The organism is Ulvibacter sp. 2305UL32-6, from assembly GCF_058148545.1.
Map to the genome: position 1 here is coordinate 225,046 of NZ_JBYVKA010000003.1, position 15,877 is coordinate 240,922.

Sequence of the window (15,877 nt, forward strand, 5' to 3'; positions counted from 1 at the left end):
TACATTTTCTTTTTTTCTACTTTAACTTACTGTAAATCTTCGGGTCCAAACCGTATTGGTTTGTTTTCTCCTGTAAAAGAATTATTGTTAGTCATTCCAAAAATTTGATTATTAGTATTGAGTATAAAATTGCTTTTAAAAAATTTATGAAATATCGACTTTAATCTCTTATTTCATCATCCCATACCTTTATACTATTTATTTTGAACCACTTTCGATTAATTGTATCAAATTTTTTTACTTCTATGATTATGGTATCTATAATAGAAGGTTTTTTCAATAAAATATTATAATTATAAATTGAATCGAAAGAATTTTTGTTAGTTATATCAAACGTTATATGTCTATATTTTTTATTAATATAAAAGGGAATTTGATATTTATATTGGTCACCTTCTATAATTCTTGTGTCAGAAGCACTATGTAACCCATAGCGAAATGCTTTCTCAATATAGGCATCAAAAAGTAGGGTGTCTTTTTTTTCTTTTTCAAAAGGCAATAATTTTACAAATATTCCTCTTTCTTTGGACTCTTGGATATTCCCAAAAGTACTTCTACGAGATTCATTTTTTTTATAACCATACCAACCTATAGCACTACTCAAGTATCCTAATCCAAAGTATAGTGTGAAAAAAGCAACAAATAATATAATAGCCATTTTAAATATTCTTTTAATTTCCATCTATTCCGATTTGTTTCAATTCACCAGTTGTCACAACAAAAGGTCTTTCTAAGCGCCTTCCAAAAATACCGTTCGCATTTAAATTGAGATGAAAATTATTCCACAATTGATCAAACCAAGCGTTAGGCCCTAATGCACCAACTCCTGAAAATCCAAAGTTATATCTACCTAATTCGGATAACTCACCTCCTCTACGGTGTTCAAAGACACTCAATAATGCATCTTGACCTGGGTCAATACATGAAGAACCATCACCACAAATTGCATATCTTGGATCCCTTGCAGTTTGGCTAGCTGCATTGAACGCAATACTATCTTCATTTTTAGAAGTAGTATATCTTACATACTTTTTATAATTATGATGTTCTTCAGCATTTGTATTTTGAACTTTGTTAATTACTTCTGCTGCTGTTAACCCTGTCCCTCTAAAGTCATTTGCCCCTGGCTTTCCATAGGGAATATTTCCTAAATCTGCATTTTGAGAATGTCCAAATGCTGCAGCACCATCTCCAGTACCATTTATAGATACGTAACGCCACCCATCTTGATCATTACCGATGAGCACTCCGTGGTGACCAAATCCAAATGCGGCATCAGGATCACTCAGAATTATAATATCACCTCCATCTGGGTCAATAGCAACTGTTGGTCGATTTCCCATGCCTATATATGGCGATATAAATTCCCCAGCAGGATCCGTAGTCAACCACCTACCAATTCTCGCATCCCAAAGCCTCAGTTCAAAGGCCTCCATTCCCGTTTCACTATCTTTCTCCTGTCCTTGGAAGGCGTATCGATATTCTCCTTCATCGTTACGTTCTGGCATTGGCATCCAAAGGGATAGTAATCTTACAGTCCGCAACCCTTGATTTAAAAGAACGTATCGTGATTTTATAAGAATCACTTTATGCCTATTTTGACGTTATAAGGTAAAAATACAATAAAAGTAAGAACCATTATGGCTCTTACTTTTCATTAATGACTTAAATAATTTTATTCTATGAAAAAGCCGCAATTACTGATTCCGTTATTTGAAAAATTCATAACGGACAATCAAACTGGAAAACGCCTGAAGAAAAATGGAGAGCGCATAAAGGATTCATCTATTCGGAATTACAAATATGTTCTTAAAAATCTTTTGCGATTCTGCGAACAAACAAATTTTGAATTAAGAGTCTGCGAAATATCCAAAATGTGTAAACGAGAATACAGTTCTGAAAAGAATTACTGGAAGAAATTTTATAAGACTTTTACAACCTATCTCTACTCAAATGGTTGTCATGACAATTATGTAGGGCAGAATATGAAAGTCATCCGAACCTTCTTTAACTACTTAAAACAGGAAAAAGATCAAAATATCGGAGATTTTCATAAAATGTTCTATATAAGGAAAGAACAAATAGAGGTTTTGGTATTGTCTCCTGAACAGCTAAAATTTATGATTCACAATCATGAATTTCACAATTCACTCAGTAATTCAGAAAGATATAAAGGATGTATTTGTATTTGGATGCTCAACGGGTCTGCGTTTTTCAGACATCTATCAACTCACAATTAGAAATTTTGAAAAACAAGAAAATCACTGGTATCTAAAAATTAAATCAAAAAAAACTAAAACGTATAGCTTTATTAAATTGCCATCATATGTTGTAGAAATTTTTAATTCTTATAAATCGACGACGACTAATAAAAAGTTGTTTAGGCCAATTGCGTTATTTAATTTCAATAAAACTTTAAAAAATATTGGAGAAAAAGCTGGCTTTACGCAACCAATAAGTACTACACGAGAACAATTGGGTAAAGCCAAAAGCGTGTATAACAATCCAGATAAATCCCTTGTTAGGTTTTGTGATAAAATGAGCTCACATATGATGCGCCGAACCGCTATCACAACACTTCTTATTCTTGGAATGCCAGAACATCTGGTTAGAAAAATTAGTGGCCACAGCTCCAATAGCGATTCATTTAACCGATATGTCCATTATGCTCAGGTATATATTGACAGAGAAATTGATAAAGTACATGCCAAGCTAGAAAACTATTAATGTTTCATAAAAAATACTCCACCTAAAAAGGCAGAGTATTATCAGGTTTCAGAATATTTCCATTATCAGAAAACGAATAATATCCTTCGCTCGTAACGATGAGATGATCTAAAAGATTGAAGGAATGGAATGCTGCTACTGTGTTGATATTCTGGGTAATATCATGATCTGTTTTTGAGGGTTTCAATATGCCACTAGGATGATTATGAAAAATAATTATGCTAGTGGCATTGCCTTTTAGTGCCAATTGAAATATTTCTCTAACGTTTACTGAAACTCCAGATATATCACCCTTCCCAATCTCTGATATATAAAGAACCCTGTTACTGTTGGTTAGTAACATAACCCAAAAATGTTCTTTCTGATCTAAAATTTCTATATCAATCGATTTCCGTAAAATCTTATCCGCATCGGCTGAACATTTCACCGTAGGCATTTTACTATAAACCGGGCGTATGTAGGTTATTTTAACCTCGTGCATTTTCTGAGAAACCTTATCTGTTGAGTTCTTCATGGCAGTATAGTTTCTAAGATTCCTAATTCTTCTGCCATTGCCCTTGAGGTTTCTTCAAACGCAAACCAGCTATACCAATTCATTAGATCCCCTCTAGGTTTTAGTGGTTCTCCTAATAACTCTTCCTTGTTTACTCTCAGTTCTTCGATTTGATCATAATATCGAAGAAAAAATGCGTGGGAATCTCTGTAATAGATTAAGCAAGAAACCATGCCACTTATACACCCATGCTGAAGAAGATCGCAAAAAAAGCTAATGGGTTCATTATTAACATAAGACAAAGCTTCTCGGGCTACTTCCTTTCGGATGCTACTCCCTTTTTCGTTTTTAATCTGATTTAGTTTCTGACATATTTTTTCTGTTTCCATGATTATGTAATTAAGATTAATTCATAATCAGTATGGGCTACATCGTAATTTCGGGATAACACCGCTACTTAGAAGTAATCATCATAAGTAATCGTAGTTGCTGTAAACGGCTGGCAAGGCTGTCCATCAATAATAATGCGCACAATAATGTGATATTTGGGAGTCGTCACCAAATCGCCATAGGTGAAAGGCTGAAAGTCTTTAAATAGTTCTTTCGATAGATATTCTCCATCTTTTGCAGAAGTCCGAAATACAATTAGATTCCCAATATTGGCGAACAAACTATCCCTTAACGGTGATTCTAATTGAGAAAGATGCTGGAAAGCCAAACACAAGACGATTTTCATCTTACGCAACTCTTCTAACATAGATGCCACATTTGAAGAATTAGCATATACCTGTGCCTCATCAATGTACAACGTAAATGGCACTCGTTGCTGCTCTGAAATATTAATCCGGCTAAATCCTGCTGAGGCAAGTGATGTGAGTAATAAAGAACCTACAAGCCTCGAGGTATCCGTACCAATAGCCCCTTTTGAAACATTAATGAGCAGTATTTTAGAATCATCCATCAGCTTCCTCATTGAGACATTATCTGGGTTTTCAACAATAAGTCGTCTTATTGCAGGATGAGACAAAAACCCACCTATTTTGTTATAAATGGGAACAAAATCAAATTTTGGATTGTATTGCGGGAATTCTTTTGTAAAAAACTCCTTCACATCGTCATTAACAATATGTTTCACGCAGGTTTTACGAAATTCTTTATCTCGAAGTAACCTGAGAATATCTGAAAAGTTCGTTGGCTTTGGATAGTCAAGAAGTGCGAGGAGACAATTCCTTAAAATATGACTTAGCTTCGGTCCCCACGAGTTAGCATTATTTAGATTTTCGAAGGCTTCAAGAATGCCACTTGCCACTAGGCTGCGTTTTTCATAGGACACTTTTTTAAGTGGGTTATAACCAAAATTCATATTTGGATTTGGGATATCCAGATACACAACGTCATTTTTTCTCCATGCTGGAATTTTAGAATTTACAAACTGAATCAAATCTCCGTGTGGATCGAAACAACAAAAGCCACGTCCATTGTCAATATCATTCTGAATGAATGATTTTAAAACGTGAGTTTTCCCACTTCCTGTTTTTCCGATTACGGCGCAGTGATATTGCATGTCCTCAACCTGTATTCCAAATACCTTGTTTTCTCTTCGGAAATTCGTTTTTGCAAAGTATTTGATTTTACTCGGATCACCTTTCATCAAAGCAGTATGGCTTCCCTTTTGGTATTAGGATAACACCCCTAATTACCAAAGAATGATATTGAGTTCAGAGGGTGTTTTATGATTTGATTGCGTAGGTGTTCAGCGCTTGCTGAAAGGTAGATTGTGGTTGTTGTTATGTCGCTATGACCGAGCATTCTCGACAAACTATAAATGTCACATCCACCCTCAAGCATAAAAGTGGCGAATGTATGACGTAATGCGTGAAGGTTAAATTTAATTCCTGAAGCCTTCTTAAGTCGATCTACTATATATTTTAATCCATGTTTCGTAAGACCAGTGTTTCTCACTGAAGAAGTGAAAAATTCTGGACAGCTCTTTCGGTACTTTTTACGCTTGGAAAGATAACGACTAAGTATGATTATGAGGGTATTACTCATGGGCAGGATACGGTCTTTATTTCCTTTGCCAAGTCGCACAAAAATCGATTGATTTTCAATATCTACATCAGATAATTTGAGATTGAGTAGTTCACCACGCCTTAATCCTGTAAACATAAACATGGCAAAAATAGCATGGTTACGATATCGCTGATATTCGCTTGTATAGGGTAGATTGAATATAATCTCCAACAATTTCTCGGCATGTTCTTTTGATAATCCCTTAGGAAGTGCTCGCTGTATTCGTGGTAGTTCTATATCCTTAGTGAAGTCTTCCTTGCTATAATCGTTAACCATACACCAAGAAAAAAAGATATGCAGACTCATGTGGTAGGTACGAAAAGTACTCGGCAACCAATCACGCTCAACACGACCGTTGAGTAGAAAAGCAAGTACTACATCTTTTGAAATCTCTTCAATAGTGCTTATTTCTGAATAACGAATAAAGAACGAGATCTGGGTTCGGTATCGCTTTACGGTTTCAAGAGACGATCCCTTAAGGTATTGATGATAATGACAAAACTTATTAAGTATGTTTTCGATTGACATAGTGAGTGATATCATCGCATCTCAATTTCTACGGAAACGCCTCTTACGACAACCACCTTTGTGCACGTGGTTAGTCATCGAGTAAGATTTTTGAATCCTTGAACCTCCCTAAAAGCCCAAAATATAAGGTTTATAGCAAGTTACACACCTCTTTGCGTACGATAGGGCTTCAGTGCAAGTGACGCGCTCTAGCCAGATGAGCTACAGGCCCAGAAATTAGCCTATTTTATAAGGCGATTTCAGGAATTGCTTCGATTTCGTTGGCTCAAACAGACGACCACGTCTGCTGCTAAAATTCAGTGATTTTCCTGAAGAAATTGTGACACAAAAACATCGATAATTAATGATTAAAATGTCGACAATCAGAGTCTATCACACAGCCACATCTTGTCAAAAGACCATCTTTTCAATAAAGCTTCTTGCATCTTCCGATTGAATGGATCGCAGATACCGTTCAGTCATTCGTAAGGTGGTATGACCTAGGAGTTTCATGATGCTAGTAATATCTACTCCTGTCTTTGCTAAGGTACAGGCAAAGGTATGACGGAAGCGGTGTACATGAAAATCAACTCCCGAGAGTTTCTTATATTTTTTCACCCAATGTTTTAAACCGTGTTCGGTCAAGACCGAATCACTTTGGCTCGAAATGAATAAATACTCACATGTTGAAGGTTTGTTTCTTCGTTCTTGTAAATACGACCTGAGATGAATAAGCAACGTTGGGTGCATTGGAATATATCGATCACGAGTTGATTTAGAAGTCAGGTGATTGATAAAAATAGTTGAGCTTTCAAAATCAATATCGGAGACACGCAGGGAGAGCAGTTCCCCTTTTCTAACTCCCGCGAAAAGAAAGGTACTAGTCATTGCCAAGTCTCTTTTATAGATAAAGGTGTTATCTGATTCGTGAAGGGTTATGGCGGATATTATTTTAGCTACTTCGCTATCGGTCAGCGACCGAATATCATCATATACTGGCGAAGGTGGACGAACAATCTTTTTGGACACACTGCCTTCTGGGATATACTCTTTGAGCTCTAACCATCTAAAATAGGCCATCAACTTATTGAAATAGGTGCTCGTTGTTGATGGCTTCACTCCTATCTTAATTTTTTTACCCACAGGACGTTTTCTAGTACCTAATCTTTGGAAGAATATGTTTAGAACATGTGGATGTAAATCATCAACATTTTTGACCTCTGGTATAATTTTCTGAAAGGTTTTAAAGACATCTTGGTACCCTTTAATGGTCTGTAGACTCAATCGTTTGGTATACCGACATTCACTAATGTATAGCTTGAACAGTTGTTGTAATTGATTTTCTTTCGTGACATACGGCGTAGATTTTTGGGGACTGGGCATGGAAGCCATCATACTCTTTTTCATTAAGTCGATATAACACCACCGCAGCCACTTTTGGGCGGCGGTGTTATATCTTCCCAGTACTATTTGAAAAAGTGTTGAGATGAATAATATAAAACAATCAACGCAGGTTCCGAACTCCGTATTCGATGTCATCTTAAAAACATTATCCGAAAAAGAATTAAAGGTATTATTGGTGGTTGTCCGTCAGACTTTAGGCTGGGTCGATTCCAATGGCACTAGAAAGCGACGGGATTGGATTTCTCAAAAGTATTTCAGAAACAAAACAGGCCTATCTGGAAAAGCAGTCTCCCATGCTATTCAGCTCTTAGTAGAAAAAGAGTTGATTGTTGCAACGAACAAGCAAAGAAGTGTTCTTATAACCCCTTTAGCGCGGCGTGGTCAAGACAAGATCTATTATGAATGTAGTACGGCAGTCTTGAAAAATATTCATAAGGCGAGGCAAAATACTTCACTAGGACACAAGAAAATTAGTCACAATACAAAACCTACCCTTTACAAAACTAACGGTCAAAACAAAAACATTCAAAGCATAGCACAAGTACTTAAAAACAGAAATCCGCTACCACAATCAGATGTAGAAAAAAGGCCATAGAATCTCCTTCATATGGCTTGGTTCCGTATTAGAATTGATAGGGTTATGAATGCTAACGCATTCAAGCCAAGTAGCTCTAAGTGTAAATTATGAAATATCCACAAACTCTCCACAGAAGTTGACATACTAGCGGTAGTATACCACTTTTCAAGTTACCGTTATAATGCAAAAGGCGCTGGTTATAACCCCTAGCGCCCATTGCTATGAAAAACGAAATAAACACTCTGGCCGAAATTAGAACGGCGGCCGGAATCCAGTTACAAGATCTTGCATACCTGATTGGAATTGATATCGGAAACCTCAAAAAAGTTGAGGGTAATACCATTGATCCTTCTGTAACGATTATCTTAATTTATCATATGCTCTTTAGAGCACGTCTAGAGGATATGTTTACAGATCTGTATGCGAACCTATATACACAGCTCGTGGAGCGAAGTGAAACACTAATTACCAATCTCGAAAGAAAGCAATCTCCAAAGAGCCTACATAGAATAGAATCTCTATCGAAAATTGTCAATCGATTAAACAACGAAGCCTATGGAGATGTCAACTAAACATATTCCAACCAAAACCATTGCCATATATCCCTACACGAGAGGTTTTGGCTATGCGGTTATGGAAAGTGCTTTACAGATAAGCGAAATGCGGCTGATTTCGCCAAAGAAATTGGACAGTTCCAAGTTGTTGGCCTTGATGCGGGAAGTTTTGCAAATACACGGCCCAGCCACTTTGGTTCTTGAAGAATGTAAAAGTAAATACTGCCGTAAAGGGGCTCAGACAAAACAACTTATCAGATCGATTGCTGCTTGGGCGAAGAAAAGAGAAATCCCTGTTGAATTTTATTCTCGAAATCAAATCCGGGAAGTTTTTCAGCGATGGGGTGCGAAATCTAAATATGAGATTGCCGACGTCCTTACTCGTAATATTGATGCCCTAAAACCAATGATGTATGAAAAACCAAAATACCCAGCTCGAGAGCCAAATATTGAAGCTGTTTTTTCAGCGGTTTCGATGGGGGTGGCAAGATATTTCATTAATTCATAAATATAGAAAGTTTCTTCATACTAAAACAAGAACAAAAAGGATTATCAGTAAGATAATCCCTTTTTATTTAATCCAATTGAACCCAATCTTTCCTATGAATAATAACCTTAGTTATATCAGGAAATAGTCCGCTGGTCTTTTCAATATAGTCTGAGATTCTTGTAGTAAAATCCTCTATATTTTCAGATGCTTCAAGAAATAAATTATATAGCAAAGCGTCATCTTCAAGTCTAAAAACCTGAAACTGATCATCTCTTGCTACTAAATCATTCCAAAGATCAATATCAGCAAATGTATATAGATGTCCAGTTATTTTCATATCAGGAAGATCCTTTGACGTTATAGTCCATAGATCCGATATGTGTATATCTAATACTCTTCCATATACTGCTGTGTTTTTTAAGTTGTTATCGAAGGTGTTAACCACCATTCGATCTAAATCAATAATTGCTTGCATAATAATATGAATTGGTTACAGCAATGGAGGTTTACCCCACTTGTGTAACCAATTCATATTTGAAGCAATTGCTTCATCGGAACTATAGCATATACACTAAACTTGTCAAGTGTTTTCTGACGTGACTAATTATGTTTTATAACTTTTTGTCGCGTTCGCTAAGAAATCAAGATCAATGAACTCGGAAGGAAGGTGTTCTTGATGTGATTTAGTTCGATTCAATATAAATTCTGCATAACGATCATTTGGAATTAATTGAAACCAACGCCCTGGTTCTTCTGTCTGTATAGCATCTGATGTATACTTCCAAAAATCATATGGAACGGTAGAACCTTCACTAACCATTGTACTGTTCAATATCTTGTCCTTAAATAATATTATACCAAATCCTTGGTACTTTGTATTTACAATATTTTTTAAAACAGTGGCCAGGTTGTAATATTCGGGATTCGTGATTGAGCCATAGATAATGCGCAATGGCTGACCTTTTTTAAATTCTTTTTTAATACGATCAGATTTTTTTTGGATAGGAATAACATTTGGATTGCTAATTTCAACTACTTTGAGAGTTCCAAACTTAGTTTGAGTTTCTATTGTAGGGTTTTCTATCGATGCTATTTCTTCTTTAATTTGCATAAATGCAATTTGAGATTGAAATTCCACCTGCCAAAGATGTGACATTACAAGGCTGCAAATTGATGGTCCCCAACATCTATCCAAAGCATATGTTAACTTATGAAGAATCAAACTTTGTCTAACGATTCCGTTTTCCGTTTTCCAAGTACCGGTCTTAGCTAATGTCTTATTACCTTCTTTGAAATTTTGCCAGATCTTTCCTTTGACCTTATGAAAATTAGGGTCATACTTTGACAATAGGGTGCGATTCAAAAATGATACAAGACTGCTTTTTGTAAATTCGTTTAGCTTGTCTACCTCTTTTTTACTGAGTTCATAAGATAAAAGGTTATTTTCGTACGTATAAATTAACGCTGTAATACAAGCCGAAACTATTGCTCTTTTCCAGTTCTCTGTTAAATACTTATGTATATATTTTTGCTCGATCTCGTCATATCCAACAATATAAGGAGTGTCATGTATCTTTTTGATTAAATTTCCAAGGTTATATGAATGAGCACCTCCTCTAGAGTCAATTTGATTGACTTCATCAAGCAACAGTTGAATTGATTTAGGTAATGGATTAAATAAATATCGATCTACAACGATTTGGCTGCAAGACGGCTTTTTTCGTGTTCCATCTTCTTCATGCTCATCAAAGAATTCTAAAGCGGTTGCGCCTCCACTTTCATCCTTGCTAAATCCAAAAATAACTGCATTCGGCCAAGTTATTTGGGCTAAGTGATCGTTTTTAGATGACAACAAGGTATGCTCGACGATTTCAATATCTTTAAGATTATACGGCAGTATAGATCTAAAAAGAAGTTCGCCAAAATATTCATCTAAATGTGGGTTTTTATGAGCAATTATTCGTTGTAAGTTAGCCAATTTCTTATAATTAAACTTCTTTAACTTATCCCCTCGATATTTTCTTAATATTTTATAAATATAATCAGCACTAGCAAATGAGAGCGCGTTTAAAATACCCTGTTTCCGCTGAATATAATCTTCTCCAATTTGGATATTGTTTATTGAAATAAAGGATTCTGCCATAATTAACCTAATTTAAGATGGGATACGTTTTAAAGAAATAAATGTTGCGTCGTCGAAAGGCCATTCTTTGTTAATATCTTCACTAGTGATATCTTCAACCAAATTCAAGCGAAATTCAGATTTCCTGTCTACAAAACCTCTTTGATGAATCAAAGGGCGTGAGTTAAAAAAGAAACTATTAAATTTTTCATTTTCTTGAACATTCATTTGCACAAATCCATCAGTAGTGATTAATAAATTATGAAGGTCTCTAGTAAGTCCAGTTTTAATAAAATTTACTTTTTCACCCTCTCCTTTACCTTCATATAGGCGATTTGTAAAATAATTATTGTCCTCTGAACTAAGATCAAATGATTTGGAATTTAAAAAGGCGCATCCATCACCAAAATGGAAAATCATAAACTCAAAAGGAGTTACTACGAACGATATAAAAGTGGCCGAAAATATATTTGACAGTAGTATTTTACGCTCGTTCTTCCATGGACTGAAAGCATTAAAAAGCCGTCTATATTGTCTCATAAGTGAAATAGTATATTCTTCCTGAAATTCATTAACACTTAATTTTTTGCGCATTAAAAGTCTTCGAACAATTTTAATGTTTAGATTACATGCAATGTGAGCACCAACTTGATTGGAAGAAAATCCGTTGATATTTTTCCCTTGTGAACAACCATCCGAAACAACTCCAATCAATATTTTTTTTCCAATAAATACGGACCCAGCATCCTGATTCCCTATACTGATATTACGATGTGAGCTACCTTGCTGGGTTAATCCAAAAATTTGAAAAGGTAACTCCGTGTTATTACGGCAATCTGACTGATAACCTATATGATAATCAAAAAGATAAGACATTATATATATAAATTATATTGTTCCATAAATTGTGTTAATTCTTCTGGATCATTCTTACTTTGAGCAATTATTGTTTCTAAACCATCAAGATTGGCATATTGCTTGAACCCAATCTTATATCCTTTTCTAGGCTTTAATTGAAAATAATCCCTTCTCCCAAACATAAACACATCTTTGAAGTACTGGATGAGTGTGGGATATAATTGTTCAAGAATTTTTAGCCGATGATATGACGCATAGAAAAACTCATTTTTAACTATCTCATAAGCATCCATATTTACCTTTGTTTCCGAATAGTATATGTAATCTAGTAAACTAATGTCCTGCTCTTTTTTATAATATGAATCGGTAACAGGAGTTGTCTGGTAATAATAAGGATTGGAACCTATGATTAGCTCATAGGCTATAATACTCATAGAGAAAATATCGCTGTCTGTTGAATAAACAAAGTATTTACTTGAGCCATATCCATCGGTTTGGACTTTTGGGTCTTTATAATCCTTTCGCTGAGAATTACTATGAAATGTTCCTATTTGTGCCGAATCAATATCTACAATAACTGGTTTCTTATTTTTAGAAATTAATATGTTTTGAGGATTAAGGTCTCCAAGAATAATTCCTGTCTTGTGCATCGTTTCTAAATAAGCGAATAAGTAATCTATAATCGAGAGAAAGTAATCATCCCCTTTGATGTGCTCTCCAAATGAAAATGAATTGCAATTGTAACTATACTTTGAAACCTGATCATGTCCTTGGAAATACTTCATAGTATAACCACAGAACTTTCTAGTTTTTATATCGTAGACCATTGCCTCAGGAGTGGCTATTTGATTCTCTAATTTACCCAAGGAAATCTGATTGAACTTTTGGATTAAAGACAAAACTTTTTTTTCTAAGTAAGGAGTACGCTTATAGGCTTCATAGACTTTAACACACATTTTTTTATTAGTGCCAGAAATAAGATAAATTTCTCCCTCGGCCCCAAATAAATTTGTTGACTCAAGATTAATCACTTTATTATTTAAAAATACTTTCATAAGCTAAGTATTAAGTGCATTTCCAGAGAATAACTTAAATGCTGTTCTCAATGCCGCACCATCACTTTGGTCTATTGCAATTGAGTTGTCGAAGTCAAGTTCTTTTTTCAAGTCAATTAGATTCTCGGATGAAAATTGATCATTCGTCAAGCCGATCAAAATAGCTGATTCCAAATGCTGCTGACCTTTAGTGTTATGCCCTCTTAACTTTTTTAAATTTTCACGAATTAGTTTAATTTTTTCTTGTTTAAAGCGTGCATAAATTTCTTTCTCAGTCCAATGACCAGTTCCGCTTAGCTGATATCTTTGTGTTTTGTCAATAATGGTATCCTCTCCATCAGTAATAACTACTAGAATCAATTTGTCTATTTCTCTTCTTTGTTTTGATGGCTCAATATATTTGTCATATATCAATCGTGCAGACTGTTCAATTGTTTCATACAAAGCAGTCATACCATCGGGATAATAATTTTCATTTGAAAGCTTTTGGACATCGTCCATTCCTGCCTTGTTCAGAATTCTCGGGGGGTTTAATAATCGAGCTTCATGATTGAAAATGTACTGGCAAACTTTTAAATATCCTTGCTGACAAATCGCACTACCTCGAAGTGCTTCAAGTGCTTTATTATGCGCAGTCTCAATGGCTAACTGAGTATTTTTTATAGCTTTTATATAATCACTGGATTTTGGCTTACCGGCATTGGACTTGTCCTTGAGATAAGGCCAAAACATTGATGAAGAAGAATCTACTAACACCAATACATAATATGTAGGCCTTTGTTTAATGATAGATTCTCGTATGATTTCTTCAGAATAAGATTCATCACCAAGTGGATAATTCTTAACTTTCTCTTTTGGAAGTAGTGACCCTAACAAGGGCTTCAAAGGCTTGTCAATATTTTCTATTTCATGAATTTTGTAATCTCTGATACTACCAAAATACAATCGATTAATTTTTTTTAGTGTGAATATAGCTAGTTGGGCTTCATCTTGAATAATCTCCTTCTGATGATAATCTACTCCAATTCGAGCCGCATTTATTAGCTTGATTGAATCATGGATTTTTATATATACATCTTTCTTACTTTTATCATATCGATCTAAGGCATTTTCATTCTCTCCCCAGAAAAATGAGTTATCTCGATCAGTTAGATATCGCCAAGGATTCCTGAATTCTTTGGAATTTTTATCGATTTTACAATCAAACAAACAGAAGTTTTGCTGCAATGCCATAATAGATCTCCTACAATCTGAAATAACATCCTTGCCTTCGCGCTCTGAGCGCATAGCAGAATACAGTTCCTTCAGCATTTTTAATTCATATATATTTAATTTCATGATAAAATTTTAATAACTCCAATCGGAAGCTGCTTATGAATTTCTGAAATGATGATTCTTAATATTAGTATCATAATGTTCACATTAAATTTCCCACCCGTATAGTTTTACCTTGGTTTGAACAGTATTGTATTGCACTCCAAGGGCTTTTGCCGCTTTCGAGGTACTCCCTGAAAACATTCTCCATACCTTTTCAATATGTAGGTTTTTTATATCCTCTAAGCGTATTGAAAAAATATTTTCTTCAGGTTGTTTAATCCTGTTGGGCAAATCATTAATCCCAACTATTTCTTCACAGCCGGCACAAAAACTCTCCAACAAGTGATTTACCTCACGCAGATTACCCGGAAACCAATACGAATCTATATACTTCATCACTTCTTTTGATATCGTAGGAAAACCTCTTTTATATTCGTCTTCAAGGCCTTTAATAAAATAGCTCTGTAAGTTATTTTTTTCGTCTTCAAGAAATGATCGATAAGGAATAGTCTCCATCTCTACAACAGCTAACCTAAAATATAGATCGGCACGAAAATTGCCCTGATGAACCAACTGAAGTAAATCCTTATTACTCGCAGCAATAACTCGAACATCAACCTTAATAGGATCAGTACTTCCTATCGGATAAATCTCTCCGTCATCTAAAGCCTTCAACAATGTCTGTTGCATTTTTTTGGATATGTCGCCTATCTCATCTAAAAAGAGTGTGCCTTTATCCGCGTCTTGAAAAGCACCTGTAGAATCCTTGTGAGCTTGATTATGTGCCCCTTTCTTATACCCAAACAATCTGCTTTCTAAGAGTTCGTCACCCAAAGCACCGCAATTTAGTGGGACAAATTTATACATGTTACGCAAAGATTCATTATGGATGAATCTAGCTAAAACACCTTTTCCAGTACCTGTTTCCCCATGAATAAGAACCGTAGATCTATTATCAAGAGCTATTCTTTCAGCCTTTTCGAAAAGGGCTTTGTTGGATTCACTTATAAAGGGGCTATTCTCTAATTTTTTACGTCTTTTACTTTCCTCTTTAATCGCATGTCCATTGACTAAACCTCTATGAAGAACTTTAACAAATTCTTTTTCTCTTTTAGATTCTTGATTCCAAGGTGGTCGCACCTGAAATAGTGAGACATTTTCAAATTCTGTAGCTAATAAATACCAGGCAGTCTGCATCGCTGGAGTACCAGGAGAAATAAATATCTCTACATCATCATCTTTGTAATAATTTAGCACCCTAAATACTTTTGTTCGTATTTCTTCTATGCTAATGATATCTTCAATATCCATGTACTTCTGAATAATTACTTTTTTGGGATGATACTGCCGAAGAAAAGTGAGTAACCGAGCTAATTTTGGGCTTTCAAAATCCTCGTGAAATGAGGATAATAAAATATGCTCATCATAGTCAAACAACCTAGAGTAAAAATCCGCATGTGGACCGTTAGGGTTTACTATTTCTCTACCATTCTCATCTTTTACAAAATCGTGATTGAAGGCTATCCAAGAAATGAGAATTCTTTTCATTTTTTAATAAGATTTTTCATTTATTGAAAACTAAATTTTTTTAAAACGCTTATAATCAGATAATTAAATTAGGCTCACTGTTTGAAATTCTATTACATGATCGCTCATTGAAAAACTGATTTTAAACTTGGTTTTAGCACCTATTAATGCCA

The 15,877-nt window shown here is 35.0% G+C and carries 17 protein-coding genes; 4 read left to right on the forward strand and 13 right to left on the reverse strand.

Features of this window, described 5'->3' with window-relative positions; genetic code table 11:
- Positions 1 to 160 precede the first annotated feature (160 nt).
- Positions 161 to 682 (reverse strand): hypothetical protein, encoded by a 522-nt coding sequence (locus ACY2RU_RS10720; protein ID WP_490138455.1) that lies wholly within the window; start codon positions 680 to 682, stop codon positions 161 to 163.
- Positions 672 to 1,586 carry an RHS repeat domain-containing protein gene (locus ACY2RU_RS10725; protein WP_490138456.1) on the reverse strand — a complete coding sequence of 305 codons (915 nt, stop codon included), beginning with the start codon at positions 1,584 to 1,586 and terminating at the stop codon, positions 672 to 674. The genes ACY2RU_RS10720 and ACY2RU_RS10725 overlap by 11 nt, the downstream gene beginning before the upstream one ends.
- Before the next feature lie 547 nt (positions 1,587 to 2,133).
- Here ACY2RU_RS10725 and ACY2RU_RS10730 point away from each other — a divergent pair.
- Positions 2,134 to 2,727, forward strand: a complete 594-nt coding sequence (locus ACY2RU_RS10730; protein WP_490138457.1) for a tyrosine-type recombinase/integrase — start codon at positions 2,134 to 2,136, stop codon at positions 2,725 to 2,727.
- A gap of 22 nt (positions 2,728 to 2,749) precedes the next feature.
- Here ACY2RU_RS10730 and ACY2RU_RS10735 read toward each other — a convergent pair whose 3' ends face one another.
- The 5 genes from ACY2RU_RS10735 to ACY2RU_RS10755 all read right to left on the reverse strand — a co-directional run bounded on the left by ACY2RU_RS10735 (position 2,750) and on the right by ACY2RU_RS10755 (position 7,183).
- Complete coding sequence (locus tag ACY2RU_RS10735; RefSeq protein ID WP_490138458.1) at positions 2,750 to 3,241, reverse strand: JAB domain-containing protein; 492 nt, start codon at positions 3,239 to 3,241, stop codon at positions 2,750 to 2,752.
- Positions 3,238 to 3,609 carry a DUF7222 domain-containing protein gene (locus ACY2RU_RS10740; RefSeq protein ID WP_490138459.1) on the reverse strand — a complete coding sequence of 124 codons (372 nt, stop codon included), beginning with the start codon at positions 3,607 to 3,609 and terminating at the stop codon, positions 3,238 to 3,240. Before ACY2RU_RS10740 ends, ACY2RU_RS10735 begins: the two co-directional genes overlap by 4 nt.
- A gap of 68 nt (positions 3,610 to 3,677) precedes the next feature.
- Positions 3,678 to 4,871, reverse strand: coding sequence for a type IV secretory system conjugative DNA transfer family protein (locus ACY2RU_RS10745; RefSeq protein WP_490138460.1), 1,194 nt, complete (start codon positions 4,869 to 4,871; stop codon positions 3,678 to 3,680).
- A gap of 41 nt (positions 4,872 to 4,912) precedes the next feature.
- The gene (locus ACY2RU_RS10750) at positions 4,913 to 5,821 is read right to left on the reverse strand and encodes a tyrosine-type recombinase/integrase (RefSeq protein WP_490138461.1); all 909 of its coding nucleotides are present in this window, start codon (positions 5,819 to 5,821) and stop codon (positions 4,913 to 4,915) included.
- A 390-nt stretch (positions 5,822 to 6,211) separates the two neighbouring features.
- Positions 6,212 to 7,183, reverse strand: coding sequence for a tyrosine-type recombinase/integrase (locus ACY2RU_RS10755; protein ID WP_490138462.1), 972 nt, complete (start codon positions 7,181 to 7,183; stop codon positions 6,212 to 6,214).
- A 103-nt stretch (positions 7,184 to 7,286) separates the two neighbouring features.
- On the opposite strand from ACY2RU_RS10755, the gene ACY2RU_RS10760 reads away from it, so the two are divergent.
- The 3 genes from ACY2RU_RS10760 (at position 7,287) to ACY2RU_RS10770 (ending at position 8,843) form a co-directional block, all read left to right on the forward strand.
- Positions 7,287 to 7,799 carry a replication protein gene (locus ACY2RU_RS10760; protein ID WP_490138463.1) on the forward strand — a complete coding sequence of 171 codons (513 nt, stop codon included), beginning with the start codon at positions 7,287 to 7,289 and terminating at the stop codon, positions 7,797 to 7,799.
- 203 nt (positions 7,800 to 8,002) lie between these two features.
- Positions 8,003 to 8,353 (forward strand): hypothetical protein, encoded by a 351-nt coding sequence (locus tag ACY2RU_RS10765; RefSeq protein WP_490138464.1) that lies wholly within the window; start codon positions 8,003 to 8,005, stop codon positions 8,351 to 8,353.
- Positions 8,343 to 8,843: a hypothetical protein gene (locus ACY2RU_RS10770; RefSeq protein WP_490138465.1), complete on the forward strand. Its 501-nt coding sequence runs from the start codon at positions 8,343 to 8,345 to the stop codon at positions 8,841 to 8,843. The genes ACY2RU_RS10765 and ACY2RU_RS10770 overlap by 11 nt, the downstream gene beginning before the upstream one ends.
- Positions 8,844 to 8,910: 67 nt before the next feature.
- Here ACY2RU_RS10770 and ACY2RU_RS10775 read toward each other — a convergent pair whose 3' ends face one another.
- From ACY2RU_RS10775 to ACY2RU_RS10800, 6 genes are all read right to left on the reverse strand, one after another.
- Positions 8,911 to 9,300 carry a hypothetical protein gene (locus tag ACY2RU_RS10775; RefSeq protein WP_490138466.1) on the reverse strand — a complete coding sequence of 130 codons (390 nt, stop codon included), beginning with the start codon at positions 9,298 to 9,300 and terminating at the stop codon, positions 8,911 to 8,913.
- A gap of 129 nt (positions 9,301 to 9,429) precedes the next feature.
- Positions 9,430 to 10,968, reverse strand: a complete 1,539-nt coding sequence (locus ACY2RU_RS10780; protein ID WP_490138467.1) for a hypothetical protein — start codon at positions 10,966 to 10,968, stop codon at positions 9,430 to 9,432.
- Between the two features lie 12 nt (positions 10,969 to 10,980).
- Positions 10,981 to 11,823 carry a protein phosphatase 2C domain-containing protein gene (locus tag ACY2RU_RS10785; RefSeq protein WP_490138468.1) on the reverse strand — a complete coding sequence of 281 codons (843 nt, stop codon included), beginning with the start codon at positions 11,821 to 11,823 and terminating at the stop codon, positions 10,981 to 10,983.
- On the reverse strand, positions 11,823 to 12,860 hold the full coding sequence (locus ACY2RU_RS10790; RefSeq protein ID WP_490138469.1) for a protein kinase domain-containing protein: 1,038 nt from the start codon (positions 12,858 to 12,860) through the stop codon (positions 11,823 to 11,825). Before ACY2RU_RS10790 ends, ACY2RU_RS10785 begins: the two co-directional genes overlap by 1 nt.
- 3 nt (positions 12,861 to 12,863) lie before the next feature.
- Positions 12,864 to 14,198 carry a hypothetical protein gene (locus ACY2RU_RS10795; RefSeq protein WP_490138470.1) on the reverse strand — a complete coding sequence of 445 codons (1,335 nt, stop codon included), beginning with the start codon at positions 14,196 to 14,198 and terminating at the stop codon, positions 12,864 to 12,866.
- A gap of 84 nt (positions 14,199 to 14,282) precedes the next feature.
- Positions 14,283 to 15,725 carry a sigma 54-interacting transcriptional regulator gene (locus tag ACY2RU_RS10800; protein ID WP_490138471.1) on the reverse strand — a complete coding sequence of 481 codons (1,443 nt, stop codon included), beginning with the start codon at positions 15,723 to 15,725 and terminating at the stop codon, positions 14,283 to 14,285.
- Positions 15,726 to 15,877 lie beyond the last annotated feature (152 nt).